Origin of the sequence: Streptomyces silaceus, assembly GCF_001419745.1 — a bacterium.
GTDB lineage: Bacteria > Actinomycetota > Actinomycetes > Streptomycetales > Streptomycetaceae > Streptomyces > Streptomyces silaceus.
This window is the reverse complement of sequence record NZ_LIRJ01000290.1, coordinates 1-17,902: the sequence shown is the minus strand read 5'-3', so window position 1 is coordinate 17,902 and position 17,902 is coordinate 1. Positions and strand designations below refer to the sequence as shown.

Annotated in this window: 11 protein-coding genes, 1 tRNA gene and 1 riboswitch; of the genes, 5 read left to right on the top strand and 7 right to left on the bottom strand. The window is 73.9% G+C overall.

Translation table 11 applies throughout. The annotated features are described in order from the left end of the window. Window positions 1-406, top strand: a 406-nt coding sequence (locus tag AOK22_RS25485; RefSeq protein ID WP_208606441.1) for an NPCBM/NEW2 domain-containing protein, incomplete at its 5' end; no start/stop codon positions are given. Here the strand turns inward: AOK22_RS25485 and AOK22_RS25480 are convergent. Together AOK22_RS25480 and AOK22_RS25475 are read right to left on the bottom strand one after the other, a co-directional pair. Then, window positions 403-3,819 (bottom strand): AfsR/SARP family transcriptional regulator, encoded by a 3,417-nt coding sequence (locus tag AOK22_RS25480; RefSeq protein WP_055701054.1) that lies wholly within the window; start codon window positions 3,817-3,819, stop codon window positions 403-405. The two genes, AOK22_RS25485 and AOK22_RS25480, sit on opposite strands and share 4 nt — an antisense overlap. A gap of 177 nt (window positions 3,820-3,996) precedes the next feature. After that, window positions 3,997-6,081, bottom strand: a complete 2,085-nt coding sequence (locus AOK22_RS25475) for an asparagine synthase-related protein (RefSeq protein WP_055701053.1) — start codon at window positions 6,079-6,081, stop codon at window positions 3,997-3,999. Between the two features lie 872 nt (window positions 6,082-6,953). Between AOK22_RS25475 and AOK22_RS25470 the strand changes: the two genes are divergently transcribed. From AOK22_RS25470 to AOK22_RS25455, 4 genes are all read left to right on the top strand, one after another. Then, window positions 6,954-8,402, top strand: coding sequence for an NsdA family TPR-like regulatory protein (locus AOK22_RS25470; protein ID WP_055701052.1), 1,449 nt, complete (start codon window positions 6,954-6,956; stop codon window positions 8,400-8,402). A gap of 254 nt (window positions 8,403-8,656) precedes the next feature. Next, a complete protein-coding gene (gene lhgO, locus AOK22_RS25465; RefSeq protein WP_055701051.1) occupies window positions 8,657-9,868 on the top strand; it encodes an L-2-hydroxyglutarate oxidase in 1,212 nt (403 codons plus the stop codon). A gap of 315 nt (window positions 9,869-10,183) precedes the next feature. After that, window positions 10,184-10,993 (top strand): tRNA (guanosine(46)-N7)-methyltransferase TrmB, encoded by an 810-nt coding sequence (trmB, locus tag AOK22_RS25460; RefSeq protein ID WP_079036800.1) that lies wholly within the window; start codon window positions 10,184-10,186, stop codon window positions 10,991-10,993. 43 nt (window positions 10,994-11,036) lie between these two features. Continuing rightward, window positions 11,037-12,419, top strand: a complete 1,383-nt coding sequence (locus tag AOK22_RS25455) for a PrsW family intramembrane metalloprotease (RefSeq protein WP_055701049.1) — start codon at window positions 11,037-11,039, stop codon at window positions 12,417-12,419. A 27-nt stretch (window positions 12,420-12,446) separates the two neighbouring features. On the opposite strand, the gene AOK22_RS25450 is transcribed toward AOK22_RS25455, so the two are convergent. The 5 genes from AOK22_RS25450 to AOK22_RS25430 form a co-directional block, all read right to left on the bottom strand. Further along, a complete protein-coding gene (locus tag AOK22_RS25450; RefSeq protein ID WP_055701048.1) occupies window positions 12,447-13,391 on the bottom strand; it encodes an aldo/keto reductase in 945 nt (314 codons plus the stop codon). A 163-nt stretch (window positions 13,392-13,554) separates the two neighbouring features. Next, a complete protein-coding gene (locus AOK22_RS25445; protein ID WP_055701047.1) occupies window positions 13,555-14,634 on the bottom strand; it encodes a M23 family metallopeptidase in 1,080 nt (359 codons plus the stop codon). Window positions 14,635-14,645: 11 nt separating this feature from the next. Further along, a riboswitch (cyclic di-AMP (ydaO/yuaA leader) is annotated at window positions 14,646-14,793 on the bottom strand. Between the two features lie 221 nt (window positions 14,794-15,014). Further along, on the bottom strand, window positions 15,015-16,199 hold the full coding sequence (locus tag AOK22_RS25440; protein ID WP_079036799.1) for a PP2C family protein-serine/threonine phosphatase: 1,185 nt from the start codon (window positions 16,197-16,199) through the stop codon (window positions 15,015-15,017). A 178-nt stretch (window positions 16,200-16,377) separates the two neighbouring features. Next, window positions 16,378-16,451: transfer RNA gene (locus tag AOK22_RS25435), tRNA-Met, on the bottom strand. Between the two features lie 46 nt (window positions 16,452-16,497). Next, window positions 16,498-17,730, bottom strand: a complete 1,233-nt coding sequence (locus AOK22_RS25430) for an alginate lyase family protein (RefSeq protein ID WP_055701045.1) — start codon at window positions 17,728-17,730, stop codon at window positions 16,498-16,500. Window positions 17,731-17,902 lie beyond the last annotated feature (172 nt).

Sequence of the window (17,902 nt, the reverse complement as noted above, 5' to 3'; positions counted from 1 at the left end):
GTACGGCGCCACCGGCGACGGCACCAAGCCCGAGATGCGGCTCGGCGAGAGCAGCTGGGTGTGGCAGCGCCACGGCATGGCGATCGGCGACACGCAGTACTCCCACGGCGTGACCGTGCACGGCGAGTCCTCCGTCACGATCGACCTGAACCGCAGCTGCACGACGTACGACGCGCTCGTCGGTGTCGACGACATGACGATGGGGCTCGGCAAGCTGCGCTTCTCCGTGTACGCGGACGGGGCGCGGCTGTGGCAGTCGCCGCTGATACAGGGCGGCGACCCGGCGGTGCCGGTGCAGGTGAACATCAGCGGGCGCAAGACGATCCGGCTGGTCGTCGAACCGCACACGCCGTTCGACTCGGTGGCGCTCGCGGACTGGGCGCAGTCGCGGCTGCGCTGCACCTAGCCCGCGAACGCGGCCAGTTCCGCGACGACGTCCTCGGGCGTGAGCGCGCTGCCCGCGGCGGACTCCGTGTCGTAGCCCGGGGTGCCGAGAGCCGTGCGGGCCAGCGCCTCGACCCGCCGCGCGTCGGCCTCGGCCCGCGCCGGGCGCCGGAACCCGGACCGCAGGTGGGTGGCGTTGGCCAGCACACGGGCCGCGCGCGCGTGCTCGCCCAGTTCGCTCAGGAATACGGCCGCGGTGTCCACCAGGGCGGCCACGATCGCTTCGGAGCACTGCGTGGCGACGGCCGCCCGCAGGGCCTCCGTCAGCATCGGCAGGCCCGCCCCGGGGCCGTCGGTGAGGGCGACGATCCGGGCTTCCAGGCCGCTCAGGGCCGCGGTGAACTGCGGTGGCGGGGTGCCGACCACGGACTTGCTGCGGGCCTCCTCGTACAGCTCGCGGGCCAGCGCGGCGTCGCCCTCGTCCAGGGCCATCGACGCCCGCAGCAGACCGACGAAGGCACGCGACTCCATCACCCCGTAGCGCTCGGCCTCGGTGCTCGCCTCGTCCAGCATCTTCGACGCCGCGGCGGTGCTGCCCTCGTGATAGGTGAGCTCGGCGAGCCGGGCCATCAGGAAGGACGTCTCCGCGTAGGCGCCCACTTCGTAGGCGAGCCGCAGCGCCTCCTCGAAGGCGACCCGGGCCTCCTCGTAGTGGCTGCGGGCCATCGCGGCCTCGCCCGCCGCGCTGCTGACCTGCGCGCGCAGCCAGCGGTCGCCGACGCGGTGGCTGCGCATCCGGAGCTCTTCGAGGTCCTTGTCGACGTCCGCGAGGTTGCCCGGCGTGTCGACGGCCATGTGCGTACGGAACATCAGGATGACGCTGAGCTCCCAGTCCCCGCCGTACCTGCGGCAGTTGGCGACCGACCGCTCCAGGGAGGGGCGGGCGTCCTGGGGCAGGCCGCCGGCGAAGAAGATGGTGAACGGCCAGATCAGGCCGGGGAAGCGGGCGCTCGCGAGCCCTTCCCTGTCGAAGGCGCGGCGCACCTGCGCCACGTACTCCAGACGCGCTTCGCCGTCGACGAGCAGCGATCCCATCGTCCTGGACTCCTCCACGAGGAACAGATGGAGGAGCCGCGCCTCCATCCACGGCCAGTACAGCGGGTCGTCCTCCGGCAGGCCGGTGACCGGCGGGGCGAGGCGCAGGATGCGGCCCAGCCACTCGGCGCCCTCCCTGCGGTAGTTGCGCAGCCACCAGAACCAGGCGGTGTCCAGCGCCATGCGGATCACCGGGCCCAGGTCTCCGGCGTCGAGGCCGCGCTGCAGGGCCGCGCGGATGTTGTCGAGCTCGGTCTCCAGGCGCTGGATCCAGGGCAGCTGCTCGGCGGAGCGCAGCAGGGGCTCGGCCTCGGCGACGAGCGCGCCGAAGTACGCGCGATGGCGGGCCTGCGCGGCGGCGAGCAGCTCGGGCACTTCGGCGATGCGCTCGGTCGCGTACTCGTGGATGGTCTCCAGCATGCGATAGCGCATGCCGCCGTCCCCCGTCCCGTCGCCGGGGGTGGCGACGACCAGGGACTTGTCGACCAGCGCGCCGATCAGGTCCGTGGCCGGGCCCGTGCAGACGGCTTCGGCGGCCTCCAGGTCCCAGCCGCCGGCGAAGACGGACGCCTCGCGCAGCACGGTCCGCTCGGCCTCGCCGAGGAGGTCCCAGGACCAGTCGACGACGGCGCGCAGGGTCTGCTGGCGGGGCAGGACCGTGCGGCTGCCGCTGGTCAGCAGACGGAAGCGGTCGTCGAGCCGGTCGGCGATCTGACGCGGGGTGAGCAACCGCAGGCGCGCGGCGGCCAGTTCGATGGCGAGCGGCAGACCGTCCAGCCGCCGGCAGATCTCCGCGACGGCCTCCGCGTCCTCCTCCGGCGCGAAACCCGGCCGCACCGCCATGGCCCGCTCGACGAACAGGCGGTGCGCCGGGTCGGGCGGGAGCGGCTCGACGGGGCGCACCGACTCGCCCGGCACGCCGAGGGGTTCGCGGCTGGTGGCGAGGATGGTGAGGTCCGGGCAGCGCGTGAGGAGGGTCTCGGCGAGCTCGGCGGCGGCGTCGATGACGTGTTCGCAGTTGTCAAGGAGCAGGAGCAGTCTGCGCGGGGCGCAGTACTCGACGAGCAGGGCGACCGGGTCGTCCTGCGGGGCGGTCAGCTCGCTGGTCATCAGCACGGTCTCGCGCAGGGCGAGCGCGCTGACGACAGCGCCGGGCACCGCCTCGGGATGGTCGAGCGGGGCGAGCTCGGCCAGCCATGCCTGCGGATGCCCGGCGGCGGCTTCCTCGGCGAGGCGGGTCTTGCCGGAGCCGCCCGGTCCGGTGAGGGTGACGAGGCGGGCCCTGTGCAAGTCGGAACGGATGGCGTCGAGTTCGGGTTCCCGGCCGACGAAGGACGTCAGGCGGGTGCGGATGTTCCCTCTCCGCTCGGGCCGTTCGGGCCGCTCAGGTCGCTCCGCTTGTCCAGGGCTCCCGGGGCTCCCAGGGCTCCCAGGGCGCCCCGGTCTCCCAGGCCGTTCGGAGTGACCCGTCGGCGCCGGCCCTTCGGGCTGCCCTGCCCGCTCGGGCTGCTGCCCCGGCCTCCCGGACCGCTCCGGGCCGTCCGGGAGGCCCGATCGCCCCTGCCTCCCCTGCCGCCCCTGCCTCCCCGAAGGCACCGAGGACCCCACCGCTCCCGCGCCGTCCGGACCGCCCAGCAACTCGGCGTGCAGGGCCCGCAGTTCGGGCCCCGGATCGGTGCCGAGGCCGTCGGCGAGGGCGCGGCGCGCGTCCTCGTAGACGGCGAGCGCGTCGGCGCCGCGCCCGGCGTCGCGCAGGGCGCGGATCAGCAGGACCCGCAGCGCCTCGTCGTACGGCTGGGCGGTGGTCAGCTCCCGCAGTTCCGGTACGACGTCGGGGGCGCGGCCCAGCAGCAGGTCGGCCTCGATCCGCGCGCGGACGGCCTCGGCGCGCCGGGCCTCGGGGCGTGCCGAGGCGCTGCGGTCGGGCAGGTCGGCCAGGGCGGGCCCGCGCCACAGGGCCAGCGCGTCGCGCAGGGTGCGGGCGGCCAGGTCCGCCTCGCCGCGGTCCAGGGCGGCCCTGCCCTCGCGCGTGAGGCGCTCGAAGCGGTGCAGGTCGACGTCGTCGGGGGCGACGGCGAGGCGGTAGCCCCCGGGGTCCGAGGCGACGGCGTCCTTGCCGAGGGCGCGGCGCAGCCTGCCGACCAGGGCTTGCAGGGCGGCCGGGGCGTCGGCCGGCGGTTCGTCGGCCCAGACCTCGTCGATGAGGGTGTTCACGCCGAGCGTGCGGTTCGCGTGGAACGCGAGGGCGGCGAGGAGGGCGCGCAGCCGCTGGCCTCCCACCGGCAGGGGGCCGCCTTGGCTGTCGTACGCCTCCGTGGCGCCCAGGATTCGATACCGCACCGGGTCATTCTCCCCGGCGGGCCGCCGGAGGGCGCGTGGTTTACCGGCGGGCCGCCGGAGGGCGCGTGGTTTACCGGCGCGCCCGCCCGCCGCGCCTCGCCCGGACCCTCCGGCCTGTCAGCCCGGCCCGTCAGGCCCGTCCGCGCGGCCCGTCCGCCCGGTCTCTCCGCCCCGCGCCTAGCGTCCCGCGCCTAGGGCGCCCCTCTGCGGAACCACACTCCCCGTAGGAACCGCTCGTTGCCGTGCCGGCGTCCCCGTCCAGCACGTGCCTCTTCGCGACAGCAGTCTCCGGAGCCACAGTTCGGTGGAGACCAGGTCGGCGAGTCCGTCCAGGGGCAGCGGTGCCCCCTCGGCGGCGGACCGCAGGGCCTTGCGGACGACATGGGCCTCGACCAGGCCCGCCTGGGCGAGGAGAGGCGTGTCGAAGAGGGCGACGAGGTCGTCCACGGCCACGCGCAGTCCGGTGCGGGCGGCGGCCGCGTTCGAGGCGTGGGACGGGGCGCCCCAGCCGGGCGGCAGATCGGCGACGCCCGCGCCCTCCAGGACCGTGCGCAGGATCGAGGCCCGCGCGCCCGGCTGGACGCGCAGGGACTCGGGGAGCGCACGGCACGCGCGGACGACCTGGTTGTCCAGGAAGGGCGCGTGCAGGCGCTGGAAGCGCACCTCGGCCGCCTGCTCCAGTACGCGCAGGTCGGCGGCGTGCCGGGCGAGGGCCGCCCGCGCGCGGAACTCGCCGGGACGCTGGCCGGGGCCGCCGGGACGCATCGTCGTGTCCTGGAGGCGAACCGATACTTCAGCGAGGGCCTCACCGGTCAGCCAGCGCGCGGCGGGGCCCGGTCTGGCCCATGCGAGGGCGGCGAGGGACGCCCCCACGACCCCGCCGGGTTCGTCGAAGCGGCGGTGCAGCAGCCGCTGGGCGAGCGATTCGACGCCCGCGCGGTGCGGCATGCGGGCGAGCTTGCGGGCCGCGCCGTACACGCGCGCGGGGACCATCACCGAGCCGTCCGCCTTCGCGAGCGCCGCCACGGGGCGCACCATGTGGCGCCGTTTGCGGTCCATCAGGAGGTCGGCGAGGCGGGCCGGGTGGGCGTCGAGGACCTGCCGGGCGCCGTAGCCCGTGAAGTGGTCGGCGCTGCCCGAGGTGAGCCGGGCGCGGTGGCGCTGCGCGGTCACGAGGGCGGCGCCGGGCTCGTCCGTCAGGGGCCCGTCCAGGTCGGCGTAGGGCAGGGCGTCCTCGCCCGCCGCGACGACGACGTGGTGCAGGCGCGGGTTGGCGGCGATGGCGCCGGCCCGCTCCAGTTCGGCCTCGCGGCCGTTCACCGCGAGGTCGTTGAAGGTGACGGCGAGGAGCCGCTCCCCCGCGCCCGTGCCGTGGCCGAGGACCGTGCCGGGCATGCCGGGCAGACCGGCCGCGAGGAGAGCGAGGGTGCCCGAGGCGGGTCCTCCGGAGAGGTCGGCTCCGATGCCGGGCACCGGCATGCCACGGGCCGCGCGCCGCTCGGCGGGCCCCATGCCGGGCACCGGTCCGGGGTCGATGTCCGTGCCGGGGACGTGGCGGGGGGCGGCGAGGCGGGCGCGTACCGCCTCCACGAGGGCGTCCCGGACCGCGTCCACCGCGCCGTCGGGGTCGGCCGAGGGTCCCGCGACGGCGAGCGAGGCCACCGGTTCGTACCCGGCGATCTCCCGTGCGCCCGCGCGCAGGATCAGCGCGTGCCCCGGGGGTACGCGCCGCACGCCCTGGTAGGGCGTCGAGTCGTGGAGCGCCTCGGGGACGTCGGGGGCGGCGAGCAGGGCCGCCAGGTGGCCGATGTCGAGGTGGGCCTCGATGAGGTCGGCCAGCGGCAGGGCGGCCGTCGCATAGGCCGTGCCGTCCGCCCAGGGGGTGTGGAAGACGGGGCGGGCGCCCGCGAGGTCGCCGGCGACGGTGATGCGGCGGCCGACCTGGACGACCGCCGTGTAGCTGCCGGACCAGGCGGTCAGGTGGCGCAGGGCGCCCCCGCGCGCGGAGAGGAGGCCTGCGCGCAGTTCCTCGTCGGAGGCGCCGCAGGTGCCGAGCACCGCGATGCGGGTCCGCTCGTCGACCGTCACCGTCCGTACCTCGTCGGCGCGCCAGTCGCCGACCGCCCAGAGCGGATCCGGGTCGCCCCACAGGAGCTGGGAGCCCACGGGGTGCACGGTCTCGCCGTCGCCGCCGGTGGCCCCGGCCGAGCCCACCACCGAGGGCCTCGCGGCGGTACTGCTCCACCCCACCAACCACCGCATCGCTGCCTCCACAGGCTGTGGACGGGCCGGCGGGACATGCCGCCGGGCACGGCCGACCAGTGCACCGAAGAACTGGGGTCCCATGCTGCCACGAAGGAGGCGCGCGAGAGGGCCCGCGGGGCCGCTTGCGCGTCAGTGAATGCGCCCTGGGAGAACGGTGATTGAAGAGCGGAACGAAGGACCTCTCCTTGGGGATGCCTCGCGAAGGCCTTGTGCATGACGCGTGCGCGCCGCGCGCGTACGCTCGCGCACGCCTCGCGCAGGGGTGAAAGGGTCACTCTTGAGCGTGGACGCTTTTCGGCCAAATCGGCCTGGGATGAGCCCAGAACGGAACCGTTCGAAGGCAACACTCAGTCCGGGAGGCGGTGTTCGCCTCCCGGACCGGTCCGCCGCCCGCGGGGATGGAGGCGGCGGTGTCCCCCAGCCCACTGACTCCAGCGCAGCGGGCCGACCCACGCATCGCCAATGGAAGCGCTCCCGTCATGGCCGGAGAAGAGCGCACGCACAGGCGCACGGCCACACAACGGGAGCACGCCCCCGTGTCCCCGCGCTTCCGCACGGACAACAATCTCGCCATCCGGAACTGCGCCTCTTAACGCTTGGGATGCGGCGAACTACGCTGTGTGTGCTGATGTTTTCGCGGAGGCATATACCTGGAGGATCGGCCAAGTGCTCTTGCGGCCGCTATTCCGGCCACGCGTTCGGGGCTCGGGCGAGGCGCCCGGACCGCGGGGCACGTGGTCCGGCCGGGACGCCCGTGACGCACGTCACGGCGCTCATGGCCGAAGGTGCCGCTGCCTCCGGGGGAACGCAGCACGAATGCCGCGCGGTCCAGCCACTGCCCGGCAGCCGTCTGTGTCGAGGGGTGGCGCATGTCCAGGGAGCAACGCGGGCCGAACGAAAAGCTCGGCACCGTTCTCGCCCTCGCGGGAATCAGCAATGCGGGACTCGCGCGCAGGGTCAACGACCTAGGCGCTCAACGCGGGTTGACGCTCCGTTACGACAAGACATCGGTGGCCCGATGGGTGTCGAAGGGCATGGTGCCGCAGGGCGCCGCCCCCCACCTGATCGCCGCGGCCATCGGGCAGAAGCTCGGCCGTCCCGTGCCGCTGCACGAGATCGGTCTCGCGGACGCCGACCCCGCTCCGGAAGTGGGCCTCGCCTTCCCGCGTGACGTCGGCGCGGCGGTGAAGTCGGCGACCGAGCTGTACCGCCTGGACCTGGCGGGCCGCCGCGCGGGCAGCGGCGGCATCTGGCAGTCCCTGGCCGGCTCCTTCGCCGTCAGCGCGTACGCGACACCCGCGTCGCGCTGGCTGATAACCCCGGCCGACAGCTCCGTCGCCCGTGACGCCACGCGCGACGCGCAGCGCGACGCCGCGCAGGCCGACGACTCCGGGGCGCCGATGAAGGTCGGCCACAGTGACGTACTGAAGCTGCGGGAGGCCGCCGAGGACGCGCGGCGCTGGGATTCCAAGTACGGGGGCGGCGACTGGCGCTCCTCGATGGTTCCCGAGTGCCTGCGCGTCGAAGCGGCGCCGCTGCTGCTCGGCTCCTACTCCGACGAGGTCGGGCGCGCGCTCTTCGGGGCATCGGCCGAACTGACGCGGCTCGCCGGGTGGATGGCGTTCGACACGGGCCAGCAGGAGGCCGCCCAGCGCTACTACATCCAGGCGCTGCGCCTGGCGCGCGCGGCGGCGGACGTCCCCCTCGGGGGATACGTGCTGGCCTCCATGTCCCTCCAGGCGACGTACCGCGGCTTCGGGGACGAGGGCGTCGACCTCGCGCAGGCCGCGCTCGAACGCAACAGGGGCCTGGCCACCGCGCGCACGATGAGCTTCTTCCGGCTCGTGGAGGCGCGGGCACACGCGCGTGCCAACGACGCGCAGGCCGCGGGGGCGGCGCTGCGGGCCGCCGAGGGCTGGCTGGAGCGGGCCCGCGACGGGGACAACGACCCCTCCTGGCTCGGCTTCTACTCCTACGACCGTTTCGCCGCCGACGCCGCCGAGTGCTACCGCGACCTGAAGGCGCCCCGGCAGGTCAGGCGCTTCACGGAGCAGGCGCTGTCGCGGCCCACGGAGGAGTTCGTGCGCTCGCACGGCTTACGCCTCGTGGTGTCGGCGGTCGCCGAGCTGGAGTCCGGGAACCTCGACGCGGCGTGCGAGCAGGGCACGCGCGCGCTGGAGGTCGCCGGCCGTATCTCGTCCGCGCGGACCACGGAGTACGTGAAGGACCTGCTGCACCGGCTCGAACCGTACGGGGACGAGCCGCGCGTGGTGGAGCTCCGTGAGCGCGCGCGGCCTCTGCTGATGGCTCCGGCGTAGGCTCCAGGGCCGCCGGAGCAAGCGGGACACCGGAGTACCGAGATCCTCGCGGGCCGCCCTCGGACCGTCCCACCGCGCGGCGGTGGGACGTCCCTTCATGCCCGCGCGGCTCCGCCGTGTGCCGGAGGCCCGGGGTTAACGAACGGGGGGACCCGCGTGAACCGGTGCGAAGCCTTGGGCAAGGATCCGGCTCGCGAGGTTTGGCGGCGTTGTCAGTGGCGCAGGGCAGTATCTGTGGTGGGAGGTGAGGCGCGGTGAACAAGGTCGCGTACGACTGCGACGTGCTGGTGATCGGCGGCGGGATCGTCGGGCTCGCGACGGCGTATGCCCTCACGCGCACCGCCCCGGGCATCGCGGTGACGGTGCTGGAGAAGGAGCCGGGCCCCGCCCGCCATCAGACGGGGCGCAACAGCGGCGTGATCCACAGCGGGATCTACTACCGGCCGGGCTCGCTCAAGGCGAGGTACGCGGTGCGGGGCGCCGCCGAGATGGTCAAGTTCTGCGCGGAGTACGGCGTCGCGCACGAGGTCACCGGCAAGCTGATCGTCGCCACGGAGCGGGACGAGCTCCCGCGGCTGCACGCCCTGGTCCAGCGCGGCAGGGAGAACGGCATTCCGGTCCGCGAGCTGGGCCCCGCGCAGATCACCGAGCACGAGCCGGAGGTCCGCGGCCTCGCCGCGATCCACGTGGGCACGACCGGCATCTGTGACTACGGCGCGGTGGCGGGCCGCCTCGCCGAGGCCTCCGGCGCCGAGATCCGGTACGGCGCGGGGGGCGAGGTCGTCCGCATCGACCGCAGGACCGACCTCGGCGTCGCGGTCCGCACCGCCGACGGCGGCGTGGTGCGCGGCAAGGTCCTCGTGAACTGCGCGGGGCTGCGGTGCGACGAGGTCGCCCGGCTCACCGGGGACGACCCGCAGATGCGGATCGTCCCGTTCCGTGGGGAGTACTTCGAGCTGGCCCGGCCCGAGCTGGTGCGGGGCCTCGTCTATCCCGTGCCGGACCCCGCCTTCCCCTTCCTCGGCGTCCATCTCACCCGGGGCATCGACGGCGGCGTCCACGTGGGGCCGAACGCGGTCCCGGCGCTGGCCCGCGAGGGGTATTCGTGGTCGGTCGTGCGGCCCCGTGAGCTCGCCGGGACGCTGGGGTGGCCCGGCTCCTGGCAGCTGGCCCGCCGCCACTGGCGGTACGGCGCGGGTGAGCTGCGGCGCTCGGCGTCGAAGTCCGCGTTCACCGAGGCGGTGCGCAGGCTGCTGCCGGCGGTCGAGGCGAGGGACCTGGTGCCGGCGCCCGCGGGAGTGCGGGCGCAGGCGGTGCTGCGGGACGGCACGTTGGTCGACGACTTCCTCATACGGGAGGGGGCGCGGGCGATCCACGTCCTGAACGCGCCGTCGCCCGCCGCGACGGCGTCCCTCCCCATCGGGCGTGAGGTCGCCCGGCGGGCGCTGGATGTCCTGCGGGGGTGAGGGGCGCTCCGCGGGTCGGACCGTCCTCGCGCAGTTCCCGCGCCCCCTGGGGGTCCCCCGGAGGGCTGGGCCCGTAGCCTCCCCGCGGGACGGGCGGGGTCGCTCGCGCAGTTCCCGCGCCCCCTGGGGGTCCCCCGGAGGGCTGGGCCCGTAGCCTCCCCGCGGGACGGGCGGGGTGCTCGCGCAGTTCCCGCGCCCCTGACGGGCCCTCCGTGGCTCGGTTGGTCGTTCGGCGCGGCCTCTAGCGGGGCCCCGGGGCTCCGCCTCGCCGACGAGGCGTCGTCCCCCGCTTCCTCACCGTAAAATTGGCGCACTGTGTCTGACTCTTCCCATACCCCCGAAGCCCCCTCGTCGGCCGGGCGGGCGCAGGCTGCGCCCCGGTTCCCCGGTGGGCCCTCGCCCGATCCCGCGGGGTCGCACCACGAGCGGCGGATCCGCAGCTTCCAGCCCCGGCGCAGCCGGGTGACCACCAGCCAGGGTGACGCCCTGCGCCGGCTCTGGCCCCAGTGGGGCCTGGACATCGACGGGCTGCGCACCCTGGACCTCGCCGAGCTGTTCGGCGACGGCGAGACCCCCTCCGACAAGCCCGTCGTCCTGGAGATCGGCTTCGGCATGGGCGAGGCGACGGCCCAGATGGCCGCCGCCGACCCGGACACCGGCATCCTCGCCGTCGACGTCCACACCCCCGGCCAGGGCAACCTCCTCGGCCTCGCCGAGCGCAACGGCCTGAGCAACGTCCGCGTGGCCAACGGCGACGCGATCATCCTGCTCCGCGAGATGCTCGCCCCCGCCTCCCTCGACGGCCTGCGCGTCTACTTCCCCGACCCCTGGCCCAAGGCCCGCCACCACAAGCGCCGCCTGATCCAGCCGGAGTTCCTGACGCTGGCCGCGCCCTCGCTCAAGCCCGGCGCGATCCTGCACTGCGCGACGGACTGGGAGGAGTACGCCGAGCAGATGCTGGAGGTGCTGACCGCGCACCCCGACTTCGAGAACACCCAGCCGGACGGCGGCTACGCGCCCCGCCCCGACTTCCGCCCCCTCACCCGCTTCGAGGGCCAGGGCCTGGACAAGGGGCACGTCGTCCACGACCTGCTCTTCCGCCGGGTCGCCGCCGAGAGCGGCTGAGGCACCGTCGCGGCCACCCCCATCCCTCGTTAGGGTCAACGACGTGGCCACCAGTTCTCCCTATCCGATACCCGCCGAGGCACCCGCCCCGGGGGAGCTGCGACGTGTCCGCTGGTGGCAGCGGCGCGCGATACGCGTGGCCGCGCTCGTCACCCTGCTCGCCCTGTCGGGCCTGGTGATCCTCGCCCTGGTCAGGGAGCAGACCGGCACCCAGGGCTTCCTGGTCGGGCTCGGCCTCGCGGTCGTGCCCGTGCCCCTGCTCGTCGCCGCGTTCCGCTGGCTGGACCGGGTGGCGCCGGGCCCCTGGCGGAACCTCCTCTTCTCCTTCTCCTGGGGCGCCTGCGCGGCGGCGCTCATCGCGATCGTCGCGAACAGCTTCGCGATCCGCTGGATAGCCACCGCCACCGCCGACCCCACCAGCGCCGACACCCTCGGCGCGACCGTCATCGCCCCGATCGTCGAGGAGAGCGCGAAGGCCGCGGCGGTGCTGCTGGTCTTCCTCTTCCGCAGACGCGACTTCACGGGCCTGGTCGACGGCGTCGTCATCGCGGGCGTGACCGCGACCGGCTTCGCGTTCACCGAGAACATCCTCTATCTGGGCAACGCCTTCGTCACCGACCAGCTCAGCCGGGACAGCGGCCTCGCCTCGGTGACGGCCGCGACCTTCTTCGTACGCGTGGTCATGTCCCCGTTCGCGCACCCGCTGTTCACGGTCCTGACCGGCATCGGCTTCGGCATCGCAGCGCTCTCGGCGGAGCGCATGCGGGTGCGCCGCGTGCTGCTCCCCTTCGCCGGGCTGCTGCTCGCGATGGGCATGCACGCGCTGTGGAACGGCTCGGCGGTCTTCGGGCAGTACGGCTTCTTCACCGTGTACGCGGTCTTCATGCTGCCCGCGTTCGGCCTGCTGACCTGGCTCGCCATCTGGACCCGGCAGCGCGAACTGCGCATGATCACCGCCGAGCTGCCGGTGTACGCGGCGGCGGGCTGGCTCACCCCGCCCGAGCCGTTCGCGCTGGGCTCGATGCGCGCCCGCGCGCTGGCCCGCGACTACGCCTCGTACACCTGGGGCAAGCCCGCGGCCCGCACGGTCGCGGAGTACCAGGAGTACGCGACGTCGCTCGCGTTCCTGCGTCACCGGGGCCGCCGCGGGCGCGCCGGCGCGGACTTCGTCGCACGGGAGCGGGAGCTGCTGGAGAAGCTCTGGGAGCGCCGCGAACCGGCGCGGCCCGCCCTCGACTACGCGGCACGGGCGACGGCACCGGTCATGGTCCCGATGCCGTACGGGGCGTACGGCCATCCCCCGTACGGGCCCGCGCCGTACGCCGCGCCCGCGTGGGGGCACACCCCCTACGCCCCGCCTCCGTACGGGCAGCCGCAGCCCCACCCGGCCCACGGCTACCCGGCGTACAACCCCTACCGCTCCTAGGGCGGTCCCGCGGGGCTCGGGCGGAGGTCAGGCGGACGCCGCCGTCAGGGCCGCGAGCTCCGCCTCCGTCAGGTCGAGGTCCGCCACCGCGAGCAGCGCCGGCAGCTGCTCGACCGTGCGCGCGGACGCGATCGGCGCCGCCACGGTCGGCTGCGCGGCCAGCCACGCGAGCGCCACGGACGCGACCTGGACGCCCCGGTCGGCGGCGATCGCGTCGAGGGCGGTCAGGACACGGTCGCCGCGCTCGGTGCCCACGTACTGCTCGACCCGGCCGCTGCGCGCGCTCTCGACCTTCGCCCCCGGGCGGTACTTGCCGGTGAGGAAGCCCGCGGCGAGCGCGAAGTACGGGACGGCGGCGAGGCCGGAGCGCGAGGCGACCTCCTGGAGCGGGCCCTCGTAGGTGTGCCGGGAGACGAGGTTGTAGTGCGGCTGCAGCGCGACGTACCGCGCGAGGCCCTCGCGGTCGGAGAAGTCGAGGGACTCCTGGAGCCGCTCGGGGGTGATGTTGGAGGCGGCGATGGCGCGCACCTTGCCGGCCGTCACCAGCTCGTCGAGCGCGCCGATGATCTCCTCGACGGGGACGGACGGGTCGTCGAAGTGCGTGTAATAGAGGTCGATGTAGTCGGTGCCCAGGCGGCGCAGGGACTGGTCGGCCGCGGCCTTGATGGTCCCGGCGGCGAGGCCCTTGTAGTCGGGGTGGGAGCCGACCTTCGTGGCGACGACGACGTCGGAGCGGTTGCCGCGCTCGGCCAGCCACTCGCCGATGAGGGTCTCGGACTCGCCGCCCTCGTTGCCCTCCACCCAGGCCGAGTAGGCGTCGGCGGTGTCGATGAAGTTGCCGCCCGCCGCGGTGTAGGCGTCCAGGACGGCGAAGGACGCCGCCCGGTCCGCGGTCCAGCCGAAGACGTTGCCGCCCAGGGAGAGCGGGAAGACTTCGAGGTCGGATGAGCCAAGGGGACGAAGAGAGGTCATGCGTTCCTCAACGCCCTTGCCGGAAAGGGAATTCCGTAAACCCCTTCAAGGAAGCGTCACGTGCGACGGCGTCACACACGGGAGCGCCGCACGCGGGCATGCCGAACCGGCAGCCCTGACGTCGGGGGGTCGCCGTCAGGACCGCCGGGGTCTTCGGGGTGCGTCAGGGGTTGAGGCCCTTGCTCTGCAGCCAGCCGAGCGGGTCGATCCCGGTGCCGCCCGGCGTGTGGACCTCCAGGTGGAGGTGCGGCCCGGTGACGTTGCCGGTCGCGCCGACGCGGCCGATGACCTCGCCGGTGGTGACCTTCTGGCCCGCGCTGACATTGAGCGAGGACTGGTGGCAGTACCAGATCTCCGTGCCGTCCTCGAGTTCGAGCACGGTGCGGTAGCCGTACGCCCCGGCCCAGCCGGCCTCCTTGACGGTGCCGGTGTGCACGGCCTTGAGGGGGGTGCCGGTGGGGGCGGCGAAGTCGAGGCCGGTGTGGTGGCCGGAGGACCACATGGAGCCGGCGTCGCCGAAGTGCGAGGTGAGCGTGTACGAGGAGGTCGGGATGGCGTAGCTCTTGGCGAGCTTGGCGAGACGCTCGGCCTCGGCCTTCGCCTTGCGGGCCTCCTCCTCCTTCTTCTTCTTGGCGGCGGCCTTGGCCTCCGCCTCCTTCTCGGCCGCCTTCTGCTGGGCGGCGGCCTCCTCGGCGGCCTTCTTGACGGCGGCGTCCTCGGCCGCGGTCTGCACGGCGGAGTCCGCCTGGTGCTGCTGGTTCTCGGCCTGCTGCATGATGCGGGCGCGCAGGGCCTCGCCGGCGTCGGTGGTGCCCTGCTCGGCGTCGGTGGTGCTGACGCCGGCGGTGGTGAGGGGGGCCGCGGCGGTGGCTGAGCCCTCGGAGTCCGACGAGTCGTCGGATATCAGGGAGCCCACGCCGGGAAGGGACTTGGCCTCCGGCAGCGAGTCCGCGACGGCGCCCACGCCCGGCAGGTCGGGCATCGATATGGAGACCGGGGGCTTGCCGCCCTGCGCGGTGGCGATGCCGCCCGCGCCGACGGCGGCGATGACACCCACGCCGAGGACGGTGGAGCTGCGGGCGAGCCCGCCGCCGCCCTTCTTGTGCACACGGTGCCTGCCGCGGACGGGACGGATGGACTCCTCGGTGGGATTCCACTCCTCGAAGGGCTCTTCGTCGTACGAACCGAAGTCGTCGTCATTCGGCACGTACACGGCTCGGGGGGCAGGCCGGTTGGACGCCACTGGGGCGCACTCCTTTCCTTCCTTCTCGCCTACCGGGTTAGCTGACGGGTTCGGAGCAGGAAGGTCTCCTACGAACATCCGGCACGGAGGCACGGAGGCCCGATTCACCCCAATTTGGTGGTTCCCCGGCTCCCTTGCGGGATTAGGCGCGTGCGCACGGAGCCGCCTCGAGTGACGGCTGGGACGACCGCGCTGCGTTATCGAACGTTAATAGACGGCGGTGCCGTATTCCAAGCCGTTCCTGTTGATCGTTAACGCTCTTCGGCCGTACGTACCGGGACACCGAGGTCCGGAACGGGGCGAGTTGACTGCGCGTCGACCCACACCGGAGTTTCACATTCCGTTGACAGTACGTCAGTTGTTATGCAGAGGGGTGCGCTTCAGTCACGGGGAGTGACATCGGGATCGTCCGCGGTGGGCCGCCGCACGGCGAGCAGCGCCATGTCGTCCGTCGTGGCGCCCCCGGTGTGCCGCCGCACCTCCTCGGCGAGCGCGGCGAGCAGCGCGCGCGGGCCCCCGCGCCCCGGGAAGATCCGCCCGCCGAGCCGGGCCGCCGGGTCGTAGAACTCCCCCGCCACGTCGCGCGCCTCCGACAGGCCGTCCGTGTAGAAGAGCAGCAACGCGCCGGGCGGGAACTCGGCCTCGTCCGCCCGGTCCGGCCAGGCCCCCAGGTCGCCCATGCCGAGCGGCAGCGCGGGCTCGGTCGCCGACAGGACGCACAGCCGGCCGTCCCCGCGCAGCAGCAGCGGCGCCGGGTGGCCGCGATTGATGAGCCGTACGGCACCCTCGCCGTGCCGGATCTCGGCGAGGACGGCGGTGGTGAAGCCCTCGAAGGCGTCGAGGCCGTCGCGCCGGGTGCCCTCGCGCGCCAGCGCCCGCTCCAGGCGCTGCGCCACCGCCTCCAGGGTGGCCTCCTGCTCGGCGGCCTCCCGGAAGGCGCCGATGACGACGGCGACCGCGGCGACCGCGCCCATGCCCTTGCCGCGCACGTCGCCGACGATGAGCCGTACGCCGTGCGGGGTGTCCTGCACGGCGTACAGATCGCCGCCGATGAACGCGTCGGCCTGCGCGGCCTCGTACCGCGCGGCGATGTCCAGCCCCCCGATGCGGGGGTCCGGCTCGGGCAGCACGGCGCGCTGGGTGGTCTCGGCGATGGAGCGGGCGGTGGCGAGCTTCGCGTTGCCGCGGCGCACGACACGGTTGATGACGACCGCGAGGACGGCGACGGTCAGCACGGTGATCAGCTCGGTGACGGTCTCGACGTGGCTGGTGCCCCGGTGGCCGTAGTGCAGGAAGAAGACGGCGGCGGAGGCCGCGGCGCCGGTCAGGACGGTGTTGAGCTGCGAGTAGAAGGGGGCGGCGATCAGCGGGGCCGCGGTGAACAGGGGCGCGGCGGTGAACTGCGGCGGGGTCGAGGCGTCGAAGACGACGCCGACGACGAGGAGCAGGAAGGGCAGCGCCCGGACGAACGCCCACTCGTGCGCGGTGGCGCCGTTGTCGCCGGTTCCGCCTCGCTGCCCCACCGCTTGTCTCCCGCCGACTCCGCGCCCATCACCGCGCTCCATTCAGGCTTCCCGCAGCGGGGGGCGGGTGCGACCTGGTGTGGGCCGACCGGGTTACGGACAAGGGCCGGTCCATGGCACCGGGAGAGCCGGTGGAGGACGCCGAGGGCCCGGAATCAGTGAAGGTGGAAAACACCGAGGGCCCGGAATCAGTGAATGATTCCGGACCCTCGACCTTCAGTAGCGGGGACAGGATTTGAACCTGCGACCTCTGGGTTATGAGCCCAGCGAGCTACCGAGCTGCTCCACCCCGCGTCGGTGAACCCAACAGTACGCCATGGGGAGGGCAGAAGCGAACCGGTTACCCGTTGCCCGCGTGCGTGAGGGTCTCCCAGGCCACGAAGAGGTCGTCCGTGCCTTCCGGACGGCGCTGTTCCGTGTACTTCTCGGTCGCCGGCATCTTCAGGCCGCGCCGCCCCTGGAGGTGGTTGAGCCCGACCTCGGTGTCGGGTCCCATGTCGCGCTGCACCGTGCCGCCGCACAGCCACTTCGGCGCCTTGGCGCCCAGCTGGTACTTGGCGTGGAACTCGAAGGCGGCCCTCAGCCGGTCCTCGACCTCGCCGTACAGGTCGACGCCCTGGTGGTGGGCGGTCTCCGCCATGTGCGAGGTCGCCGCGAGGGAGTAGCTGGCGTGCTTGAAGTTGCGGCAGGTCTCCTGGGAGAGCCCGTCGGCGAAGGTGTCCTGCCCGAACCAGTACTTCTTCAGCTCGGCGGCGGTGTCGATGCCGCTGCCCTCCGGGGAGACGGGCAGCTTCCCGTCCGACCTCAGATAGAAGTACGCGGGAACGCGCGTACGGAAGTGGTGCACGGCCTTCTCGAAGGTGGCGTGGTCGTCGAGGAAGACGGCCATGCCCATGGTGGCGTCGGCCATCACCAGGTCCCAGTTGCCGTTGAAGTCGGCGGACCCGTTCCGCACCTGGGGCAGATAGGCGTTGCGCAGCATCCGTTCGAAGCGGAGGAGTTGGCCGTCGCTCCAGCCGTCGTACGTGTACCGGACGGCCTCGGCGGCGCGCGCCCAGGACGAGGCGGCCCAGGCGGTCTGCAGTCCGGCGTTGGCCTCGGTGTGCCCGGTGATCACCTTCGACCAGGCGTCCATGATCTCCACGGCCTTCTCGGCGTGCGCGCGCTCGCCCGTGATGTTCCAGAGCAGCGCCTGGGTGTACGCGGCCAGCGCGTCCTCGCGCTCCTCGACGCAGCCCCGGCCGGGCCGGGTGTCGGGCGGGCACTCCACGACGGCGTACGGAGTGGCCCGGTAGTCGGCGGCCGCGTACTTGCTGTCGCGCATCTGCTCGAACGCCGTGAGCCAGGGCTGCTCGCGGGCCCGCACGTGCGCGCGCACCGCGTCGAGCTGCTCCTTGCTGACGAGGACGCCGGGATGCTTGAACGCCAGATCGAGCGGTCGCGCGGCGGCGGTACGCCCGCTCTCCTCGCCGCCACCGCCGCCTCCCCCGCACGCGGCGACAAGGGAGAGGAGCAGCCCCACGACGAGCAGCCCGACCCCGCTTCGCGCCGCCCCACGCACGCCTGCCGCCATCCCTGCACCTCCGGCTCACCCTGCGGACCTGGCAACCCAGCGTGTCCCGCCCGCACGCGCCCCGCACGACGGGGCTCGCCGTTCGGGCGAGGGCGGCCGTGCGGGGCCGTGCGGGTGGGTTCCGTGCGTGGGGGTCAGGCCGCCGTCGTGAGGTCGGGGGTGAGGTCCGGGG